17 protein-coding genes and 1 tRNA gene are annotated in these 17,838 nt (G+C 59.9%); 14 read left to right on the top strand and 4 right to left on the bottom strand.

Annotated elements, in window-relative coordinates:
- Positions 1–28 precede the first annotated feature (28 nt).
- Positions 29–664 carry an NADH:ubiquinone oxidoreductase subunit N gene (locus AC1DWG_RS14160; protein WP_116264423.1) on the top strand — a complete coding sequence of 212 codons (636 nt, stop codon included), beginning with the start codon at positions 29–31 and terminating at the stop codon, positions 662–664.
- A gap of 280 nt (positions 665–944) precedes the next feature.
- A complete protein-coding gene (locus AC1DWG_RS14155) occupies positions 945–2,450 on the top strand; it encodes a YdgA family protein (protein WP_477787922.1) in 1,506 nt (501 codons plus the stop codon).
- A 72-nt stretch (positions 2,451–2,522) separates the two neighbouring features.
- Here the strand turns inward: AC1DWG_RS14155 and AC1DWG_RS14150 are convergent, their stop codons facing one another.
- A complete protein-coding gene (locus tag AC1DWG_RS14150) occupies positions 2,523–4,052 on the bottom strand; it encodes an FAD-dependent oxidoreductase (protein WP_477787921.1) in 1,530 nt (509 codons plus the stop codon).
- Between the two features lie 140 nt (positions 4,053–4,192).
- On the opposite strand from AC1DWG_RS14150, the gene AC1DWG_RS14145 reads away from it, so the two are divergent.
- The 4 genes from AC1DWG_RS14145 (at position 4,193) to AC1DWG_RS14130 (ending at position 5,801) form a co-directional block, all read left to right on the top strand.
- Positions 4,193–4,753, top strand: a complete 561-nt coding sequence (locus AC1DWG_RS14145; protein WP_477763731.1) for a YbhB/YbcL family Raf kinase inhibitor-like protein — start codon at positions 4,193–4,195, stop codon at positions 4,751–4,753.
- Between the two features lie 55 nt (positions 4,754–4,808).
- Complete coding sequence (locus AC1DWG_RS14140) at positions 4,809–5,078, top strand: hypothetical protein (RefSeq protein ID WP_223457256.1); 270 nt, start codon at positions 4,809–4,811, stop codon at positions 5,076–5,078.
- Positions 5,079–5,196: 118 nt separating this feature from the next.
- Positions 5,197–5,496 (top strand): type II toxin-antitoxin system prevent-host-death family antitoxin, encoded by a 300-nt coding sequence (locus AC1DWG_RS14135; protein WP_223550123.1) that lies wholly within the window; start codon positions 5,197–5,199, stop codon positions 5,494–5,496.
- Positions 5,493–5,801, top strand: coding sequence for a type II toxin-antitoxin system RelE/ParE family toxin (locus AC1DWG_RS14130; protein WP_477763732.1), 309 nt, complete (start codon positions 5,493–5,495; stop codon positions 5,799–5,801). Before AC1DWG_RS14135 ends, AC1DWG_RS14130 begins: the two co-directional genes overlap by 4 nt.
- Positions 5,802–5,872: 71 nt before the next feature.
- Here the strand turns inward: AC1DWG_RS14130 and AC1DWG_RS14125 are convergent.
- A tRNA-Arg gene (locus AC1DWG_RS14125) sits at positions 5,873–5,949 on the bottom strand.
- A gap of 349 nt (positions 5,950–6,298) precedes the next feature.
- Between AC1DWG_RS14125 and gabD the strand changes: the two genes are divergently transcribed.
- The 3 genes from gabD (at position 6,299) to AC1DWG_RS14110 (ending at position 10,545) form a co-directional block, all read left to right on the top strand.
- On the top strand, positions 6,299–7,741 hold the full coding sequence (gabD, locus tag AC1DWG_RS14120; protein WP_218429539.1) for an NADP-dependent succinate-semialdehyde dehydrogenase: 1,443 nt from the start codon (positions 6,299–6,301) through the stop codon (positions 7,739–7,741).
- Positions 7,742–7,925: 184 nt separating this feature from the next.
- Positions 7,926–9,203 (top strand): 4-aminobutyrate--2-oxoglutarate transaminase, encoded by a 1,278-nt coding sequence (gene gabT / locus AC1DWG_RS14115; RefSeq protein ID WP_223457262.1) that lies wholly within the window; start codon positions 7,926–7,928, stop codon positions 9,201–9,203.
- Between the two features lie 127 nt (positions 9,204–9,330).
- Positions 9,331–10,545, top strand: coding sequence for an HDOD domain-containing protein (locus AC1DWG_RS14110; protein ID WP_477787920.1), 1,215 nt, complete (start codon positions 9,331–9,333; stop codon positions 10,543–10,545).
- 100 nt (positions 10,546–10,645) lie between these two features.
- On the opposite strand, the gene AC1DWG_RS14105 is transcribed toward AC1DWG_RS14110, so the two are convergent.
- Complete coding sequence (locus AC1DWG_RS14105; protein WP_477754286.1) at positions 10,646–11,635, bottom strand: GGDEF domain-containing protein; 990 nt, start codon at positions 11,633–11,635, stop codon at positions 10,646–10,648.
- A gap of 231 nt (positions 11,636–11,866) precedes the next feature.
- On the bottom strand, positions 11,867–13,051 hold the full coding sequence (desA, locus tag AC1DWG_RS14100) for a delta-9 fatty acid desaturase DesA (protein WP_223550135.1): 1,185 nt from the start codon (positions 13,049–13,051) through the stop codon (positions 11,867–11,869).
- Between the two features lie 146 nt (positions 13,052–13,197).
- On the opposite strand from desA, the gene AC1DWG_RS14095 reads away from it, so the two are divergent.
- From AC1DWG_RS14095 to cysW, 5 genes are all read left to right on the top strand, one after another.
- Entirely contained in the window at positions 13,198–14,436 is a 1,239-nt protein-coding gene (locus tag AC1DWG_RS14095; protein ID WP_477763733.1) for a putative bifunctional diguanylate cyclase/phosphodiesterase, read from the top strand.
- A gap of 290 nt (positions 14,437–14,726) precedes the next feature.
- A complete protein-coding gene (gene oscA / locus AC1DWG_RS14090) occupies positions 14,727–14,909 on the top strand; it encodes a sulfur starvation response protein OscA (protein WP_433738112.1) in 183 nt (60 codons plus the stop codon).
- A gap of 143 nt (positions 14,910–15,052) precedes the next feature.
- Positions 15,053–16,066, top strand: coding sequence for a sulfate ABC transporter substrate-binding protein (locus tag AC1DWG_RS14085; RefSeq protein WP_223463259.1), 1,014 nt, complete (start codon positions 15,053–15,055; stop codon positions 16,064–16,066).
- Between the two features lie 69 nt (positions 16,067–16,135).
- Positions 16,136–16,954, top strand: a complete 819-nt coding sequence (cysT, locus tag AC1DWG_RS14080; RefSeq protein WP_007972956.1) for a sulfate ABC transporter permease subunit CysT — start codon at positions 16,136–16,138, stop codon at positions 16,952–16,954.
- A 12-nt stretch (positions 16,955–16,966) separates the two neighbouring features.
- Entirely contained in the window at positions 16,967–17,836 is an 870-nt protein-coding gene (gene cysW / locus AC1DWG_RS14075; protein WP_150726413.1) for a sulfate ABC transporter permease subunit CysW, read from the top strand.
- The last annotated feature ends 2 nt before the right edge of the window (positions 17,837–17,838 follow it).

Raw genomic sequence — 17,838 nt, 5'->3', positions numbered from 1 at the left:
GCACGCGCAGGTCAGGGGGAAACCAAGAATGAAAAACCCTTATGCTCTCGGCTTCTGGTGCGCCATCGTGGCATTAGTGCTGCTGTCGGCCACCTATTTCTACGGCATCATGCTGGCCCACCAGATCGACAAGGCTCTGGCGTTCCTCGACAGTGCCGTCGCGCTGATTGCCGTGATGTCCATTGCGGTGGTGGCCTGGGCCTCGGTCCAGAATCAACGCATCAAGAAAAGACAACTCGAACAAGGCAAGACCCTGGTCCTGATCTGGGACACCAAGGTGGCATTGCGTCGTGTCGAAACGGTGTTCGACCGTTATTTCTGGGGCAGTTACTGGCAACCGGGGCGCACGTTTCAGGAAGTCATGGGCGAATTGACCGGCACGCCACTGGAAAAAAGCCTCGAGAGCCTTAAAAAACAATGCCTGGCGCTGGACCGGCAGGTGGCTGACGACGGTCGGCACTGGCTCAGCAATGCTCGGGAGCTGGCCGATGTCGCCACGGCCATGGCCCGCGAACGTTATCAACTGGATGTCTGCGACCCGCGTGCGGAAGTGACGGGCGGGGCGGTGATCAACCGCGACTTCGAAGTGCTGGTGTACACCTGGACTGCGCGGCTCAAAAGCTTCGATCATCAGCTTGATGAGATCGAGGTCCAGTATTCCTGATTTAGTGGTGGCAAGACTGACGCCTTCGCTGGCAAGCCAGCTCCTACGGTTCAAGGTGATCCCTGTAGGAGCTGGCTTGCCAGCGAACGCAATAGTATGACCGCCGAAAATCTTGAACCGTGCGAACTACCCCAAGACACTCTTTCACCTTTAATCATTGGGCCGTTCGTCGCGCCCGGTGCTAACCTGCATTCCACTTTCAGCACAGTCGAGCTGCAATCCGTCATGGGTTCAGGGAAGACGACCTCACTTTCAACAACGGACATTGAACGGGTCATACATGAATAAATCAGCAGGCGTGCTACTGGGAATCGTTGTCGCAATCGGTGCCATCAGCGCAGGCGGAGCCTGGTTCACCGGCACCAGGCTCGAAGGTGTGTTGAACACCTCGATTGCCAATGCCAACAAGGAATTGCAGGCGGCCATGGTCGGTTCCAACGGCACAGCGTCGCTGGAGCTGGTATCGCTGGAACGTCATGTATTCAGCAGCACCGCGCACTACCGCCTCAAGGGCGAAGGCGAAATGTTCGGCGAAGCGCCGGTCGAGTTGCTGTTTGTCGATCATATCGAACACGGCCCGTTGCCGTTCTCGCGGCTGATGTCGCTGAAGTGGTTGCCAGTCTTGGCGACCAATCACTATGAACTGGAAAAGACCCCGTCCACCGAGAAGTGGTTTGCCGCCGCCAAGGACAAATCCCCGCTGACCGGCGTGGTCAACATCGGCTATGACAACGCTACCAATGGCACCTTCGAGTTGCAGCCGCTGGAAATGGCGCTGGATGACAAGTCGAGCATGAAGTTCTCCGGCTTGAGCATGGACGTCGATGCCAGCGCCCAGGCGCAGAAGGTCAAGGCCAACGGTTACATGGACAGCCTGAAAGTGACCACCGTGTCCGAAGACCAGGCACCGGTGCAGGTTGAATTGAACGGCCTGACCCTGGCCAGCAACCTGACAAAAAGTACCTACGGTTTCTACACCGGCGAGAACGTCCTTGAACTGGCCAGCGGCAAATCGACCTTTGGCGCCAAGCAGTCGGTGCTGGACTTCAAGAAATTCGAGATGAAAAACCTGACCGGAGAATCGGGCAGCAACGCCTCCGGGCGTGCCGATTACAAGGTCGGCGAAGTGTCCCTGAACGGCAAGACCATCGGTTCCGGTGCGCTGGCCATGAGCCTGAAGAACCTCGACATTCCGGCCACCCTGTCGTTGATGCAGGTTTATCAGAGCAAACTGCAGCCGTATGAAAGGGCGGCAGCGGAAGCGACGGCGGCCGGGCTGCCGGCACCGGAGCTGAAACTGACCGAAGCCGAAGAAGCACTGCTCAAGTCCAGCCTGGAAAAACTGCTGGCGGCCGGTCCGCAAGTGGCCCTGGAAAACCTGTCGTTCAACACCGTCAACGGTGAGAGCCGCGCCAATATGGTGCTCGACCTGACCAAGCCGCAAGCCATCGATCTGCCGACCGATCAGTTGGTCAGGCAGCTGATTGCGCTGCTGGACTTCAAACTGCAAGTGTCCAAGCCCATGCTGGTCGATGTGCTTACCGTGCAATCGCAAATCGACGGTCAGACCGATGCCAAGCTGATTGCCGACCAGGCCACGGCCACCGCAGACATGTTCAGCAGCATGGCGGTCGGCAGCCAACTGGCAAAACTGGACGGCAACAACATCGTCACCAACTTGCATTACGCCAACGATCAGGTGGACTTCAACGGCCAGAAAATGACCGTCGAAGAGTTTGCCGGTTTTGTGATGAGCAAGTTCGCGGGGGCTAATGCCACCGAATAACGGTGGTCGTGTACCCGGCAACGCCCGGCCTTTGCATCGTGCAGACGCCGGGCGTTTTGCTGTCCGGCATCCCTAGGGAACATCACGGATCAGTCGCCATGCCTCTTCCCATGGCAACGGCTGTTTCATCCGCTCGGCGAGCATCGCCATGGCCCGGTCCATCTCGCAGGCGACCGCCGCCGACACCACGCCGTTTTTTCCAAACAGGCCAATGAAGGGCGGATCGCAAGGGTCGCCCTTGAACTCGACTTCGTCCCAGTTCTCGGCGTGACCGAGGTAGTCGTAGGTTTTACCGAAATGCCAGGTCCAGAAAAATGGCACGTCGAGGTAATGCTCGTCACCACCCAGCATATTCGCCGCGGCGATCCGCGCTTGCTGCTGGGCCAGTCGCCAGTGTTCGATGCGCAGGTATTGGTTGTTCAGCGGGAACGTGGCGATATCGCCAGCCGCCCAGAGGCCGTCGGCCACGCGCATTGCGCCGTCGACACGCAGCGAGTGATCCTGCTCTTTCGGCAGCCCGGTGAAGGCGGCAGTGGCGGGTGTGACGCCAATGCCGACCAGCACCAGATCGGCCGCCAGGCGTTGGCCGTTGTCCAGGCGCACGGCTTCGACCTTGTCCGTTCCTTCGATCTGTACCGCATTGCCCTGGGTGTGAAACACGACGCCATTGGCTTCATGCCGCGCGCGAATGGCCTTGCCGACCGTGTCACCGAACTGCTTGGCAAACGGCACTTCGTGGCGGGCCAGCACTGTCACATTCAGGCCAAGCTGGCGCAGGGACGAGGCGGACTCCATGGCAATGAAACTGTCGCCGATGATCACGACTCGCTGGCCGGCGCTGGCGCTGTCCAGAATCTGTTGCGCATGGGCTTTGGAGCGTAAGACGAACACTTGCGGCAGGTCGGCGCCCGGCAGCGTCAGCGGGTTGGGCACGCCGCCGGTGGCCAACAGCGCGGCGTCGTATGTCAGTGTTTGGCCGTCAGTCAGCCGCAGCGTCCTGTTTGGCGCATCCAGGCTTGCCACTTCGCCTCGCAGGCGCTCGATCCGCTGCTCGCGGTAAAAATCCTCGTCGCGCAGCGGCGGGACTTCGTCCAGCGGCATCTCCCCGGCGATCACGTATTTGCTCAGCGCGGTACGGTCGTATCCAGCTTCGGCTTCGCGGTCGATCAACAGTAACCGGCCGCCGAAACCTTTCTCGCGCAAACACGCTGCCGCCGCCGTGCCTGCCGCGCCAGCGCCGACAATGATGAAGGTTCGTGGATCGTCGGCCGGTGGCGTGTGGGCGTCCGGCAACGGCTGGTCGCCGACCCAGATGTCGCCGTCACGGACTTCGAGGGGATAGCGCTTGAGACTGTCCAGGGCTGGCGGTTCACACAGCCCGCCATCCTCGATCCGAAACTGCGCCTTGTGCCACGGGCAGGTCAGGCGCCCGTTGCATACCGCACCGTCAGCCAGCGGGGCGCCGGCATGCGGGCATTCGGCCTGATAAGCGCGCAGTTGTTCACCGGCCCGCAACAGCAGAATCTTGCTGTCCAGGACCTGCACTTCCAGACCCCGGTCTTCGGGCACATTGGCGACACGCGCAACGCGATGCAGAGTCATGATTGCTCTCCAGACAGACGTTTCACTTATGAGTCTGGCGCTTATCGCGAGGTTCAGCCAATTGCCCCCTGCCACGGCGTGAACGGTCCGGCTATAGTTTGCACGCCGACGACGGCCCAACACGCACAAGGTGCTCCGGTATGACCCGATTGACCTCAATCAACACTTGGCTCGCGGCCTTGGCAGTCGCCCTTTGCGTGCAGTTCCCGGCGCAGGCCCAGGAACGTTTCACACTGAACATTCCCGGTGTTTCCGATGACCGCCTGTTCACGTCCGCCGCTGCCGGCGATTCCGCGGGCTGTGGCGGACATAACATTTCCCCGGCATTGAACTGGAACGCCGGCCCGGCAGCCACCCAAAGCTACGCCATCGTCATGCACGACCCGGACGGCCAGAAAGGCCAGGGCGTCGATAATTGGGTGCATTACGGCATCAAGGCCGCTACCCACCAGATCCCGGCCGGTGCCGGGACCAAACCAGGCCTCGAGGGCGTCAGCGGTACCAACAGCAAGGCAACCACCGGCTACATTGGCCCTTGCCCGCCCGTTGGCGACAGCGCGCACCACTACATCATCCAGATCTACGCCCTGGACCTGGCCCCGGACGCCTTGCCCGCCGGCCTGACCCGTGCGCAGCTGTTGGAAAAAATCAAAGGCCACGTCCTGAGAAACAGCAGCGTGGTGCGGCGCTATCACCGCTAAGGCTGATCGCCTCAGCAGATTTGCAGAAAACTGAAGTGCGCGGCATTCCGGGGATTTGGCATCCACCCCCGAAAGCGCGCACTATCAGGCTATAGCCGATGCGTTGGAGGATGCCGTGGCAAAAAAAATCGACCGCATCGCCCAAATGCTCAACTGCCCGCAAAAGGGTGAGGAACTGCGGCGAGCAATTACCGAGAGTCGCAAGGATTTTCTGCTGAACCAGCCGGAAGAGGACATTGTTGAAGACGACGACCTTGAAGAGGAGTTCTTCGAGGACGACGAGGACGATGATGAGTACGACGAGTTTGACTGGACCACAGAATGAAAAAAACCGCTTCGGCGGTTTTTTTGTGGGCCAGGGCAGCACCTGTCGGAGATTCGTTGACCCTCATGCAGGGAATGGAACACTATAAGGTACTTTTTTTCGTACCTTTGGAGCCGTCATGGAGCAGCTACTTGCCAGCCGTTCGGTCAGTATCACCGAGCTCAAGCGCAGCCCGAGCACTGTAATCGAGCAAGCGGGTTCCGAGCCTGTTGCCGTGCTCAACCACAATCGCCCTGCCGCCTATCTTTTACCGCACGCGGCCTATCAACAGCTGCTGGATCGGCTGCAGGCTGCCGAACTTCGTGAAGCCATTGCTGCCAGCCGCAACGATCCGCGTCCGGCCATTGCTGCCGATACCGTGTTTGCCGAGCTTGATGCGCTGATTGATGAGGTAGCCGCAGAGCAAAACCGTCCATGAGGCAATTGCTTTTCTCTGCATTGGCACGGGACGATCTACTGCAAGTCGCTCGTTTTATCGCTCGAGACAACCCTGAACGAGCCCGGACGTTTGTGGGCGAGCTACGCATGCAGTGCACACGATTGATCGAACAACCGAGTTTGGGTGTTTCAAGAGACGATTGCGCCAAGGGATTGCGAATGCTTCCCCATGGCCGATATCTGGTTTTCTACTGTTTGGTGGACGACGGGATCAAGGTCGAACGTGTGCTGCATAGCGCGAGAGACATTGGCCGGCTGTTTGAAAAAAACAGCATTGATCATTAGGCGCTTAGCCTTCAAACACCCACAAAAAAGCCCCAGACCCATAAGACCTGAGGCTTTCTCGTTACAGCGTATGGTGCACCAGGCGGGATTCGAACCCACGACCCCTGCCTTCGGAGGGCAGTACTCTATCCAGCTGAGCTACTGGTGCAATGCGGGCGCCATGATACTCATATGCACTGCGGGCGTCCATGCTGCTGATTCGCCTGCGTTTATTACAAGCGTAACGGACGTTTGCTACGTTGATCAGAAAAAATAGGCAAAAGCGTCGTTTTCGTTCTTTTTTTCGAACAGGCTATTGTCCTTTACCCCCTTTGATCCTAGGATTCGTTTGAGATTTCAAACGCTCTTGTCTGGGTGCTGAACCGCACGATTTGAATCAGTGCGCTATTTATGTGCTTCAGCCCGGTGAATGATTTCCCTGACGGCAGCCTATCGAGGCGCCTTTCTACAATCATAATTTGCTCCGCGCGTGCGCGGTGCTGTTAAGGAAAGCCGACATGCAGCTTAAAGACACCCAGTTGTTCCGCCAGCAAGCCTTCATCGATGGCGCGTGGGTTGATGCGGACAATGGTCAGACGATCAAGGTCAACAACCCGGCAACGGGCGAAATTCTGGGCACCGTGCCGAAAATGGGTGCTGCCGAAACCCGCCGTGCGATCGAAGCTGCTGACAAAGCGCTGCCGGCCTGGCGTGCACTGACCGCCAAAGAACGTGCGACCAAGCTGCGTCGCTGGTTCGAGCTGATCATCGAGAACCAGGACGACCTGGCTCGCCTGATGACCCTGGAGCAAGGCAAGCCATTGGCCGAAGCCAAGGGTGAAATCGTTTACGCCGCTTCCTTCATCGAGTGGTTCGCCGAAGAGGCCAAGCGCATCTACGGTGACGTGATTCCGGGCCACCAGCCAGACAAGCGCCTGATCGTGATCAAGCAGCCAATCGGCGTGACCGCTGCCATCACCCCGTGGAACTTCCCGGCTGCAATGATCACCCGTAAAGCCGGCCCGGCCCTGGCCGCCGGTTGCACCATGGTGCTCAAGCCTGCTTCGCAAACTCCGTTTTCCGCCTTCGCCCTGGCCGAACTGGCCCAGCGTGCCGGCATCCCGGCTGGCGTGTTCAGCGTTGTTTCCGGTAGCGCCGGCGACATCGGCAGCGAGCTGACCAGCAACCCGATCGTGCGCAAGCTGTCCTTCACCGGTTCGACCGAAATCGGTCGTCAACTGATGTCGGAATGCGCCAAGGACATCAAGAAAGTGTCCCTGGAACTGGGCGGCAACGCTCCGTTCATCGTGTTCGACGACGCGGACCTGGATAAGGCCGTCGAAGGCGCGATCATTTCCAAGTATCGCAACAACGGTCAGACCTGCGTCTGCGCCAACCGCCTGTACATTCAGGATTCGGTCTACGACGCGTTCGCCGAGAAGCTGAAAGTGGCTGTGGCCAAGCTCAAGATCGGTAACGGTCTGGAAGCAGGCACCACCACTGGCCCGCTGATCGACGAAAAAGCCGTGGCCAAGGTGCAAGAGCACATTGCCGACGCCGTTTCCAAAGGCGCCACCGTGCTGTCCGGCGGCAAGTCGATGGAAGGTAACTTCTTCGAGCCGACCATTCTGACCAACGTGCCGAATAACGCTGCCGTGGCCAAGGAAGAAACCTTCGGTCCATTGGCTCCACTGTTCCGCTTCAAAGACGAAGCCGATGTGATCGCGATGTCCAACGACACCGAGTTCGGTCTGGCCTCGTACTTCTATGCCCGCGACCTGGGCCGTGTGTTCCGTGTGGCTGAAGCCCTGGAATACGGCATGGTCGGCGTCAACACCGGGTTGATCTCCAACGAAGTCGCGCCGTTCGGCGGCATCAAGGCCTCGGGCCTGGGCCGTGAAGGCTCCAAGTACGGCATCGAAGATTACCTGGAAATCAAATACCTCTGCCTGGGCATCTAAGCCAGGAAGAACATTGCTTCAAGCGCAAAGGGCACGAGAGCGCTGTCCCTTTGCGCCGCTTCAAACCGGAATTTTCTCGGTGGCCGGGAACGCTGTGGCAGTCGATCATCGCATGCTGCCGCCGTTGCTCCCCGTCGCTTTATCCTTGAACCACGCCGCCCGATGAGCGGTGAATGAGGAATGTATGAGCAAGACTAACGCTTCTTTGATGGCCCGCCGTACCGCTGCTGTTCCACGTGGTGTTGGCCAGATTCACCCGATCTTCGCCGAATCCGCGAAGAACGCGACCGTAACCGACGTTGAAGGTCGTGAATTCATCGACTTCGCCGGCGGTATCGCCGTGCTGAACACCGGCCACGTGCACCCGAAAATCATCGCGGCCGTGACCGAACAGCTGAACAAGCTGACCCACACTTGCTTCCAGGTTCTGGCCTACGAGCCGTACGTGGAAGTGTGCGAAAAAATCAACGCCAAGGTGCCAGGTGATTTCGACAAGAAAACCCTGCTGGTGACCACCGGCTCCGAAGCCGTGGAAAACTCCATCAAGATCGCCCGTGCCGCCACTGGCCGTGCCGGCGTGATCGCGTTCACCGGCGCCTACCACGGTCGCACCATGATGACCCTGGGCCTGACCGGTAAAGTCGTGCCTTACTCGGCCGGCATGGGCCTGATGCCAGGCGGCATCTTCCGCGCGCTGTACCCGAATGAGCTGCACGGTGTGAGCATCGACGATTCGATCGCTTCCATCGAACGCATCTTCAAGAACGACGCCGAGCCGAAAGACATCGCCGCGATCATCATCGAGCCGGTTCAGGGCGAAGGCGGTTTCTACGTCGCGCCTAAAGAGTTCATGAAGCGTTTGCGTGCCCTGTGCGACCAGCACGGCATCCTGCTGATCGCTGACGAAGTACAGACTGGCGCTGGCCGTACCGGTACTTTCTTCGCCATGGAACAGATGGGCGTTGCTGCCGACCTGACCACCTTCGCCAAATCCATCGCTGGCGGCTTCCCGCTGGCCGGTGTGTGCGGCAAGGCCGAATACATGGACGCCATCGCTCCAGGCGGCCTGGGCGGCACCTACGCCGGTAGCCCGATCGCTTGCGCCGCGGCCCTGGCCGTAATGGAAGTGTTCGAAGAAGAGCACCTGCTGGATCGTTGCAAGGCTGTTGGCGAGCGTCTGGTAACCGGCCTGAAGGCCATCCAGGCCAAGTACCCGGTGATCGGCGAAGTCCGTGCCCTGGGAGCGATGATCGCTGTCGAGCTGTTCGAAAACGGCGACAGCCACAAGCCGAACGCTGCAGCCGTGGCATCCGTTGTGGCCAAGGCTCGCGACAAGGGTCTGATCCTGCTGTCCTGCGGCACCTACGGCAACGTTCTTCGCGTCCTGGTACCGCTGACTTCGCCGGACGAGCAACTGGACAAAGGCCTGGCGATCATCGAAGAGTGCTTCTCCGAGCTCTGATCACCCAGTGTGACCTGATCCACAAAAAACCCGCTTCGGCGGGTTTTTTCATGTCCCTGGAAACCCATTAGCGCTGTATCGAATGGTCAGCATTGGCTAAGGTTCCTGCATCGCCAGGGAGAGCTGTATGACAACCGTCATTTTACCCGCCGTTCCAAGAGTCCTGATCGCCGAGGCCGACCCCTGGTCCCGGGATTTGCTCAAGGAAGTGTTGTTGAACGTACGCTGCGATGCGCGGCTGGATTTGTGCGCCGATGGCCAGCAAGCGCTGGAGCTATTGGCTGCCAACCCCTATGACCTGGTGATCGCCGACTGGGAGTTGCCCGGTGTCGATGGCCTGAATGTCCTGCGCAATATACGACAGCGCAAACGCAATCCGCCGCTGCCGTTCATTCTGATGAGCAGCCGCAACGACAGTGCCAGCGTGCGCGAGGTCTTGCCGCTGGCACCGGCCGCTTACTTGACCAAGCCCCTGAATATGGAAAGCCTGACCCATCGGTTGCAGGGGTTGCTGCTGAATGCTGGCGAAGAAGTCTCGTGCGAAGTGCCGTCGCTGGCACCGGGCATGACGCTGTCGGTGTTTCTGGAGCGTCGCCGGGAATTGGCCGACGGCGCGCCGCTGATGACCGACGTGCAAGTGGCGGTCAAACGCAGCCTCAATCCCAATGGCCTCGACCTGACGGTGCTGGAAGACGAAGTCCGCACCGATCCGCAGGTCACGGCCGTGTTGATCGCCGCTGCCAGCAGCGCGGCCCAGCACCACGGCGCCGCTGTGCAAACCCTGTCCCAGGCGCTGCATCGCCTGGGCACCGGGCAGAGCATGAACCTGATTCTCGGGCTGGCGCTCAAGCGCAGTGCCCGGCTCAGCGATCCGCAACTGGCCGACTATGCCGAGCGATACTGGGATCTGTCCCTGCATACCGCCGAATACGCGCGAACCCTGGCGCGCTTGCTCGATCTGGATCAGGAGCGCTGCTATTGCGCCGGCATGTTGCACCGTCTCGGCGATCTGGCGTTGCTGCGCTGTTTGCAGGAATGGAAGCAGGCCGGTGGTGAACTGGACGAGCTGGAGGAAGTGGGCGAAGCGCTGGTTGAATTTGGCGCGGCCTATGGTTCGGCCCTGCGCACGCGCTGGCGCCTGCCACTGGAGTTGCGGGAGCTGATTGCGGCGGCCTACCAGCTCGGTGGCGGGGTTTATTCCCGCGAAGCGCTGGTGATGAACATGGCGGCGCAGATGGCGCGCCTGACTGAGCATGAGGGCATCGAGGAACTGGCGAAGAGCCGGACGGCGCGGTTGCTCAAGATTGGCTTGCCGGAGTTGATGCGCCTGCGCAAAAAATAAGACCGACGAAAAACCCGTAGGAGCTGGCTTGCCAGCGAATCCAGGCAACGAGGTGTGTCAGATACACCGCCTTCGCTGGCAAGCCAGCTCCTACAGGGCCTTAGGCAGTGACAATCCGGTTCTTGCCCTCGCGCTTGGCCTGGTACATCGCGGCATCCGCGCGGGAAAACAGGTTTTCCACGTTTTCGTCCGCGGCGGTCAGGCTGGTCAGGCCCTGGCTGACGGTGATGCCGAACGTCTGGCCTTCATGGGTGAAACGCAATCGCTGAATCTGCTGTTGCAAGCGTTCAGCCACTTGCAGGGCCATCTGCGGCGTACAGCCGGGAAATACCGCTGCGAATTCCTCACCGCCAATGCGCCCGAACAGGTCGCCACGGCGCAACGCTGCGCGGCCGCTATCGGCGATGCGTTGCAACACGTTGTCGCCTTCCTGGTGACCGTAGGTGTCGTTGATTATTTTGAAGTCATCGATGTCCAGCATCAGGAACGACAGCGGCTCGCCTCGTTGCCGGGCGTGTGCGAACTCGCGGTGGGCGCATTCGAAGAAATGCCGGCGATTGCTGCTCTGGGTCAGGGCGTCGGTGGTGGCCAGGCGGTGCAGCTCGCTTTCCATCCGCTTCTTGTCGGTGATGTCTTCGGCAATGCCGACGATGATCACCGGTTGCCCCGGCTCGGCCTGGCGGTTGATGTAGCATTTATCGCTGAGCCAGCGCACCTGTCCGTCGGCGGCAATGATTCGATACTCGCGGTCTTCGACGGCGCCTTTGTCCAGCACTTCGGCCAGGCTGCGTTCGGCATAGTCCAGGTCGTCGGGATAGATGCTGTCGCGCCATTGATCGCAGTCGGCCAGCAGTAGATCGGCCGAACGGCCAAAGATCCGCTCATAGGCCGGGCTGACGTAAAGCACCCGGCGGGTTTCCCAATCGAATGCCCACAGCACCGCGTTGACGCTCATCAGCAGGGTGTTGAACAGCTGTTCGCGTTCGCTCAGGCGTGCGACTTCGCCTTGGGCGTGCATGAGCGCCATCAGGGTCTGCGCGGCCTCGGGCCAATGGGACGGAGATGAGTCTTGCAGGTTTTTTTCGTCCATCGACACAAATCTCAAAGGGCATGCCGCGTGCGATCGCGGCCAACATCAAGCCCGCCGGGGATGGCGAAGTGTCTTTGAGATAGGGCTTTTCAGATGAAGTTCCCGCCTTTTGTGGCGAGTGAGCTGGCTCCCGCCGGGCGGTACTGGCGACGCGATTTTTTCAGTCAGGCGATAAACCAATGTGGGAGCGAGCAGGCTCGCTCCCACAGGTTTTGCGGCTGCGCGCTGCAATCAGACAGCGGCAGGACGCAGGGAGTAGGTTTTCAACTGGTCGGCGAAGTCACGCAGGGACTGAATCCCGCTGGCTTCAGCTTCGTGTACCCAGTCCTTGATGGCCGCCAGCATGTCGTGACCATTTGAGCTGGTCTTGACCCAGATCTGCTGCAGGGCCAGGCGTTTCTCGTAAATTACCTTCAGCGCCTGGCTGTGCTCGAGCATGTTCTGGATGCGTACATGGTGTTTGTCATCCAGCAGGCTGGTCTCCCGCGAAAGCAGGCGTTTGGCTCGGTGGAACTGGTGACGTACCGAGTGATCGACCTTTTCCAACTCTTGCTTGACCAGCGGGCCGATCACCAATTTGCGGTACTGGGCCATGATCTGGAAGCGGTTGTTGAGGATCGCCATGGCGGTGTCCATGTCCAGGTTGCCCTTGCCTTCGACGCGATGGGCAATCGGCGCAACCCGCTGGACCTTGGCCAGGCGCAGGAAACTGAAGACTTGAATCCACGCCCAGCCCAGGTCGAATTCCCACTTCTTCACCGACAGTTTTGCCGAGTTAGGGTAGGTGTGATGGTTGTTATGCAGTTCTTCGCCGCCAATCAGGATGCCCCAAGGCACCAGGTTGGTCGCCGCATCGCGGCATTCGAAGTTGCGGTAGCCGATGGCATGGCCCAGGCCATTGACCACGCCGGCGGCCCACACCGGGATCCACATCATCTGGATGGCCCAGATGGTGATGCCGATGGTGCCGAACAGCAGCAGGTCGATAACGCCCATGATCGCGATGCCCAGCAGCGGGTAGCGGCTGTAGAGGTTGCGCTCGATCCAGTCTTCGGGGCAGTTCTTGCCGTAGATGCGCAGGGTCTCGGGGTTTTCCGCTTCGGCGCGGTACAGCTCGGCGCCTTTGCGCAGCACCGTGGACAAACCCTTGATGACCGGGCTGTGCGGGTCATCGACGGTTTCGCATTTGGCGTGATGCTTGCGGTGGATGGCGGTCCACTCGCGGGTGTTCTGCGCCGTGGTCAGCCACAGCCAGAAACGGAAGAAATGCTTGAGGCCCCCATTCAGCTCCAGGGAGCGATGGGCCGAGTAACGATGCAGATAGACCGTGACGGCGATGATTGTGACATGGGTCATCAGCAGGGTGACTGCCACCAGCGACCAGGGCGACAAGCCAAGAAAACCTTCGTACCACATAGGCTGTAGGGCCCTCGATAAAGAAAAAACAGCCGTTGCATTATCACTAAGCCCACGCAGAAAACCAGTCGCCCTTTCAGATAAGAGTGGCTGGATGTGTCTTTAAACCATCATTCCAACCTTTTTGTAGGGACATGGATCGCCGGATGTCTGCCACCTATCGCGATGCCTTGCGCGCAGCGCTGCTCTATCTGTTGCTTTCTGCGGTTTGGCTGCAGGTCAGTGGCTATTTATTAAACAGTTTCTTCGATAGCTCTGCCGAGCGACTGCGATGGCAACTGATCAACGGTTATGTCTGGGGGCTGTTCAGCGCCGGTTTGATCTTCATTGCCCGAGCGCGGCTGCTGCGGTGCTTGGGGGGCGGCGACAAATTGCGTGAGCGCGATGCCGACCGCATGCACCTGGCGCACCACGATCCGCTGACCGGCCTGCCGAACCGCCTGTTGTTCACCGACCGCGCCAACACCAGCATCGGCATCAGCCTGTTCCCCGGCGATGCCTTGAGCGTCGAGCAACTGCTGCGTAATGCCGACTCTGCACTGTTCAAGGCCAAGAGCACGGGACGCAATGATTATGCCCTGTACACCGAAGAGCTGACGGCCCACGCCCAGCAACGGGTCGAGATCGCCTTCGAATTGCGCCGCGCCCTGGATCGGCAAGAGCTGCGGGTTTATTACCAACCGGTTCACGACCTCAAGACCCGTCGCCTGATTGGCGTCGAGGCGCTGGTGCGTTGGCAGCACCCGCAGCGGGGCCTGGTGTCGCCGGCGGAATTCATTCCGGTCGCCGAACGAACCGGTCTGATTGCTGAAATCGATGCCTGGGTCATGGCGCAGGCATGTCGGCAGATGTGCCAGTGGCAGCAGGGCGGGGTGGTGCTGTCGTTCGTCGCGGTCAACGTTTCTTCGCGTCTGTTCGCCCGTCGTGAGTTGTATCAGCAGGTGGCGCAGGTCCTGCGCGAAACCGGGCTGGAGCCGGCGTTTCTCGAGCTGGAAGTGACCGAAAGCGCGGTGATGGAGGACCCGGAAGTCGCGCTGGAGCAAATGCATCGCCTGCGCGAGTTGGGGGTGCGCCTGGCCATCGACGACTTCGGCACGGGTTATTCATCGCTGCTGCGGCTCAAGCGTCTGCCTGTGCAGAAGCTGAAAATTGACCAGGGCTTCGTCGCCGGATTGCCGTGGGATGAGGACGATGCGGCGATTTCACGGGTGATCATTGCCCTGGCCCAGAGCATGGGCATGCGGGTGCATGCCGAAGGGGTCGAACAGGCTGAGCAAGCGGCGTTTCTGCTCGAGCACGATTGCGATCTGGGTCAGGGCTACTGGTTCGGGCGGCCGGTGCCGGCGACGCAGCTCGATTGGACTCATGCCCCGGTCATCACCTGATTTACACAAAACCTGTGGGAGCGAGCCTGCTCGCGATAGCGGAATATCAGTCGACATCTCTGGTGACTGACACTCCCTCATCGCGAGCAGGCTCGCTCCCACAGGGTTTTTTGGTGTGCCTGAAAGAGGGCTGTTCACCTCAAGCCCTTGTCCCTTCAAGTAATCTCTTTTGGTTATATAAACATTCTCAAATAGTCTTTTTAAGAATATCTATACCTCTCTAGTATTGCTCTCACGCCGCAAGCAGTGCCGACACTGCGAGGCAACCTCTCAGTTGAAGGAGCAGCAATATGAGCGCATCCCTGCGTAGCGTCGACGGTCAAGACGAAGCCACCATCCTGCGTGAAATCCAGAGTGCCCTGCGCGACCTGCGCTTTGGCGCCGTGGAAATCACCGTGCACAACGCCCAGGTGGTGCAGATCGAGCGCAAAGAAAAATTCCGTTTGCAGCAGCCGGGCAACAAGACGGGCTGAAGAAGATCGCAGCCTGCGGCAGCTCCTACAGAAGCACGCGATCACCTGTAGGAGCTGCCGCAGGCTGCGATCTTTGAACTGGCAACGCGATTCCAGAAATCCATAAAAAAGCCAACAAACCAAGAATTCCAGGAGCTTTCACCATGTCGTCGATTCGCCACTTCGCTTTGGCCGCCCTGGCCAGCGCCCTTTTTGCCGGTTCCGCGGTAGCCAAGGATTACGAGTTGCTCAACGTGTCGTACGACCCGACCCGCGAGCTGTACCAGGACTACAACGCTGAGTTCATCAAGTTCTGGCAGAAAGATCACGCCGGCGACACCGTGAAGGTCCAGCAATCCCACGGCGGTTCGGGCAAGCAAGGTCGGGCGGTGATCGATGGCCTGCGTGCCGACGTCGTGACCCTGGCCCTGGCCGGTGACATCGACGAAATCGCCAAACTCGGCAAAACCCTGCCAGCCGACTGGCAAAAACGCCTGCCGGACGCCAGCACGCCGTACACCTCGACCATCGTGTTCCTGGTGCGCAAGGGCAACCCCAAAGGCATCAAGGACTGGGGCGACCTGGTCAAGAATGACGTCTCGGTGATCACGCCGAACCCGAAAACCTCCGGCGGTGCACGCTGGAACTTCCTCGCGGCCTGGGCCTATGGCCTCAAAGCCAATGGCGGCGACGAAGCCAAGGCCAAGGAATACGTACAGACCCTGTTCAAGCACGTGCCAGTGCTGGACACCGGCGCTCGCGGCTCGACCATTACCTTCGTCAACAACGGTCAGGGCGACGTATTGCTGGCCTGGGAAAACGAAGCCTTTCTGGCCCTGAAAGAAGAGGGCGGCGCCGACAAGTTCGACATCGTCGTGCCTTCGCTGTCGATTCTCGCCGAGCCACCGGTGGCGGTGGTCGACAAGAACGCCGAGAAAAAGGGCAACGAGCAGATCGCCGAAGCCTACCTCAAGCACCTGTACAGCCCGGCCGGCCAGGAAATCGCGGCGAAGAACTTCTATCGTCCACGTGACAAGGACGTGGCGGCCAAGTACGCCCAGCAGTTCCCGAAACTGGAACTGGTGAGCATCGACAAGGACTTCGGCGGCTGGAAAGCCGCACAGCCGAAATTCTTCAATGACGGGGGCGTGTTCGACCAGATCTATCAGGCGCAGTAATATTAAATAGCCATCAACGAGCCCCGGATTCACCTCCGGGGCTCAGTGCGTTCTCAACCAAGGACTTTTATGTCGCGTCGTATCTCCCCCGTCATACCCGGCTTCGGGCTGACGCTGGGCTACACCTTGGTGTACCTCAGCCTGATTGTGCTCATACCACTGGCGGCGATGTTCGTGCATGCCGCTCAACTCACCTGGGATCAGTTCTGGGCAATCATCTCGGCACCACGGGTGCTGGCGGCGCTGAAGCTCAGCTTCGGCACCGCCCTGTGTGCCGCGATCATCAACGGCATCATCGGCACGCTGCTGGCCTGGGTATTAGTGCGCTATACCTTCCCTGGACGAAAAGTGATCGATGCAATGATCGACTTGCCGTTCGCGTTGCCCACGGCGGTCGCCGGTATTGCGCTGACGGCGTTGTACACGCCTACCGGCCTGGTGGGTCAGTTTGCAGCGGATCTGGGTTTCAAGATCGCCTACACCCCCCTGGGCATCACCCTTGCCCTCACTTTCGTGACACTTCCATTCGTGGTACGTACCGTACAGCCAGTATTGGCGGATATTCCTCGTGAAGTGGAAGAAGCGGCGGCGTGCCTGGGTGCAAAACCCTTGCAGGTTTTCCGCCATATCCTGCTGCCGGCACTGCTTCCGGCATGGCTTACCGGTTTCGCTTTGGCCTTTGCCCGCGGGGTCGGCGAGTATGGTTCGGTGATATTCATCGCCGGCAACATGCCGATGAAAACCGAGATTCTGCCGCTGCTGATCATGGTCAAGCTCGACCAATACGATTACACCGGCGCTACCTCCATTGGTGTACTGATGCTGGTGGTTTCCTTCGTCCTGTTGCTGCTGATCAACTTGTTGCAGCGGCGCATCGAAACCCCATAAGGAGGCGCACCCATGTCCCAATCGTCTATTGCTGCCGCTTCCTCGAACGCTGCCCGCCGTGGCAGTGCGACTTCGCGGCGAATCCTGATTGGCCTTGGCTGGCTGATTTTTGCGCTGTTCCTGCTGCTGCCGCTGTTCATCGTGGTGTCCCAAGGGCTGAAGCTCGGCCTCGGGGCGTTTTTCACAGCGATCTTTGAACCGGACGCGCTGTCGGCACTGAAACTCACGGTCATCGCCGTGCTGATTTCGGTGCCGCTGAACCTGGTGTTCGGCGTCAGCGCCGCCTGGTGCGTGAGCAAGTACTCGTTCCGCGGCAAGAGCATGCTGGTGACCCTGATCGACCTGCCGTTCTCGGTGTCGCCGGTGATTGCCGGTCTGGTGTACGTGCTGATGTTCGGCGCCCAGGGCCTGTTTGGCCCTTGGCTTTCGGACCACGACATCCAGATCGTTTTCGCCCTGCCGGGCATCGTGCTGGCGACGATTTTCGTCACCGTGCCGTTCGTGGCGCGGGAGCTGATCCCGCTGATGCAGGAGCAAGGCACCCAGGAAGAGGAGGCCGCGCGCCTGCTCGGAGCCAACGGCTGGCAGATGTTCTGGCACGTCACTGTGCCCAACATCAAATGGGGCCTGATCTACGGCGTGGTGTTGTGTACCGCGCGGGCCATGGGGGAGTTCGGTGCGGTGTCGGTGGTTTCCGGGCACATTCGCGGGGTGACCAACACCCTGCCGTTGCACGTCGAGATCCTCTACAACGAATACAACCACGTGGCCGCGTTCGCCGTGGCGAGCCTGTTGCTGATCCTGGCGCTCTTCATCCTGCTGCTCAAGCAGTGGAGCGAAAACCGTATTAACCGCCTGCGCGCCAGCGCCGCGGAGGAATAATT

The sequence above is a fragment of the Pseudomonas sp. P4_B3 genome (genome assembly GCF_056402295.1).
The sequence above is the reverse complement of the archived record's forward strand: the minus strand, read 5'-3'. Positions and strand labels throughout refer to the sequence as shown.

Excerpts from the sequence above, each read along its gene's own strand:
- AC1DWG_RS14160 (WP_116264423.1), top strand. The coding sequence starts at position 29 with ATGAAAAACCCTTATGCTCTCGGCTTCTGGTGCGCCATCGTGGCATTA.
- AC1DWG_RS14155 (WP_477787922.1), top strand. The coding sequence starts at position 945 with ATGAATAAATCAGCAGGCGTGCTACTGGGAATCGTTGTCGCAATCGGT.
- AC1DWG_RS14150 (WP_477787921.1), bottom strand. The coding sequence starts at position 4,052 with ATGACTCTGCATCGCGTTGCGCGTGTCGCCAATGTGCCCGAAGACCGG.
- AC1DWG_RS14145 (WP_477763731.1), top strand. The coding sequence starts at position 4,193 with ATGACCCGATTGACCTCAATCAACACTTGGCTCGCGGCCTTGGCAGTC.
- AC1DWG_RS14135 (WP_223550123.1), top strand. The coding sequence starts at position 5,197 with ATGGAGCAGCTACTTGCCAGCCGTTCGGTCAGTATCACCGAGCTCAAG.
- AC1DWG_RS14130 (WP_477763732.1), top strand. The coding sequence starts at position 5,493 with ATGAGGCAATTGCTTTTCTCTGCATTGGCACGGGACGATCTACTGCAA.
- gabD (WP_218429539.1), top strand. The coding sequence starts at position 6,299 with ATGCAGCTTAAAGACACCCAGTTGTTCCGCCAGCAAGCCTTCATCGAT.
- gabT (WP_223457262.1), top strand. The coding sequence starts at position 7,926 with ATGAGCAAGACTAACGCTTCTTTGATGGCCCGCCGTACCGCTGCTGTT.
- AC1DWG_RS14110 (WP_477787920.1), top strand. The coding sequence starts at position 9,331 with ATGACAACCGTCATTTTACCCGCCGTTCCAAGAGTCCTGATCGCCGAG.
- AC1DWG_RS14105 (WP_477754286.1), bottom strand. The coding sequence starts at position 11,635 with ATGGACGAAAAAAACCTGCAAGACTCATCTCCGTCCCATTGGCCCGAG.
- desA (WP_223550135.1), bottom strand. The coding sequence starts at position 13,051 with ATGTGGTACGAAGGTTTTCTTGGCTTGTCGCCCTGGTCGCTGGTGGCA.
- AC1DWG_RS14095 (WP_477763733.1), top strand. The coding sequence starts at position 13,198 with ATGTCTGCCACCTATCGCGATGCCTTGCGCGCAGCGCTGCTCTATCTG.
- oscA (WP_433738112.1), top strand. The coding sequence starts at position 14,727 with ATGAGCGCATCCCTGCGTAGCGTCGACGGTCAAGACGAAGCCACCATC.
- AC1DWG_RS14085 (WP_223463259.1), top strand. The coding sequence starts at position 15,053 with ATGTCGTCGATTCGCCACTTCGCTTTGGCCGCCCTGGCCAGCGCCCTT.
- cysT (WP_007972956.1), top strand. The coding sequence starts at position 16,136 with ATGTCGCGTCGTATCTCCCCCGTCATACCCGGCTTCGGGCTGACGCTG.
- cysW (WP_150726413.1), top strand. The coding sequence starts at position 16,967 with ATGTCCCAATCGTCTATTGCTGCCGCTTCCTCGAACGCTGCCCGCCGT.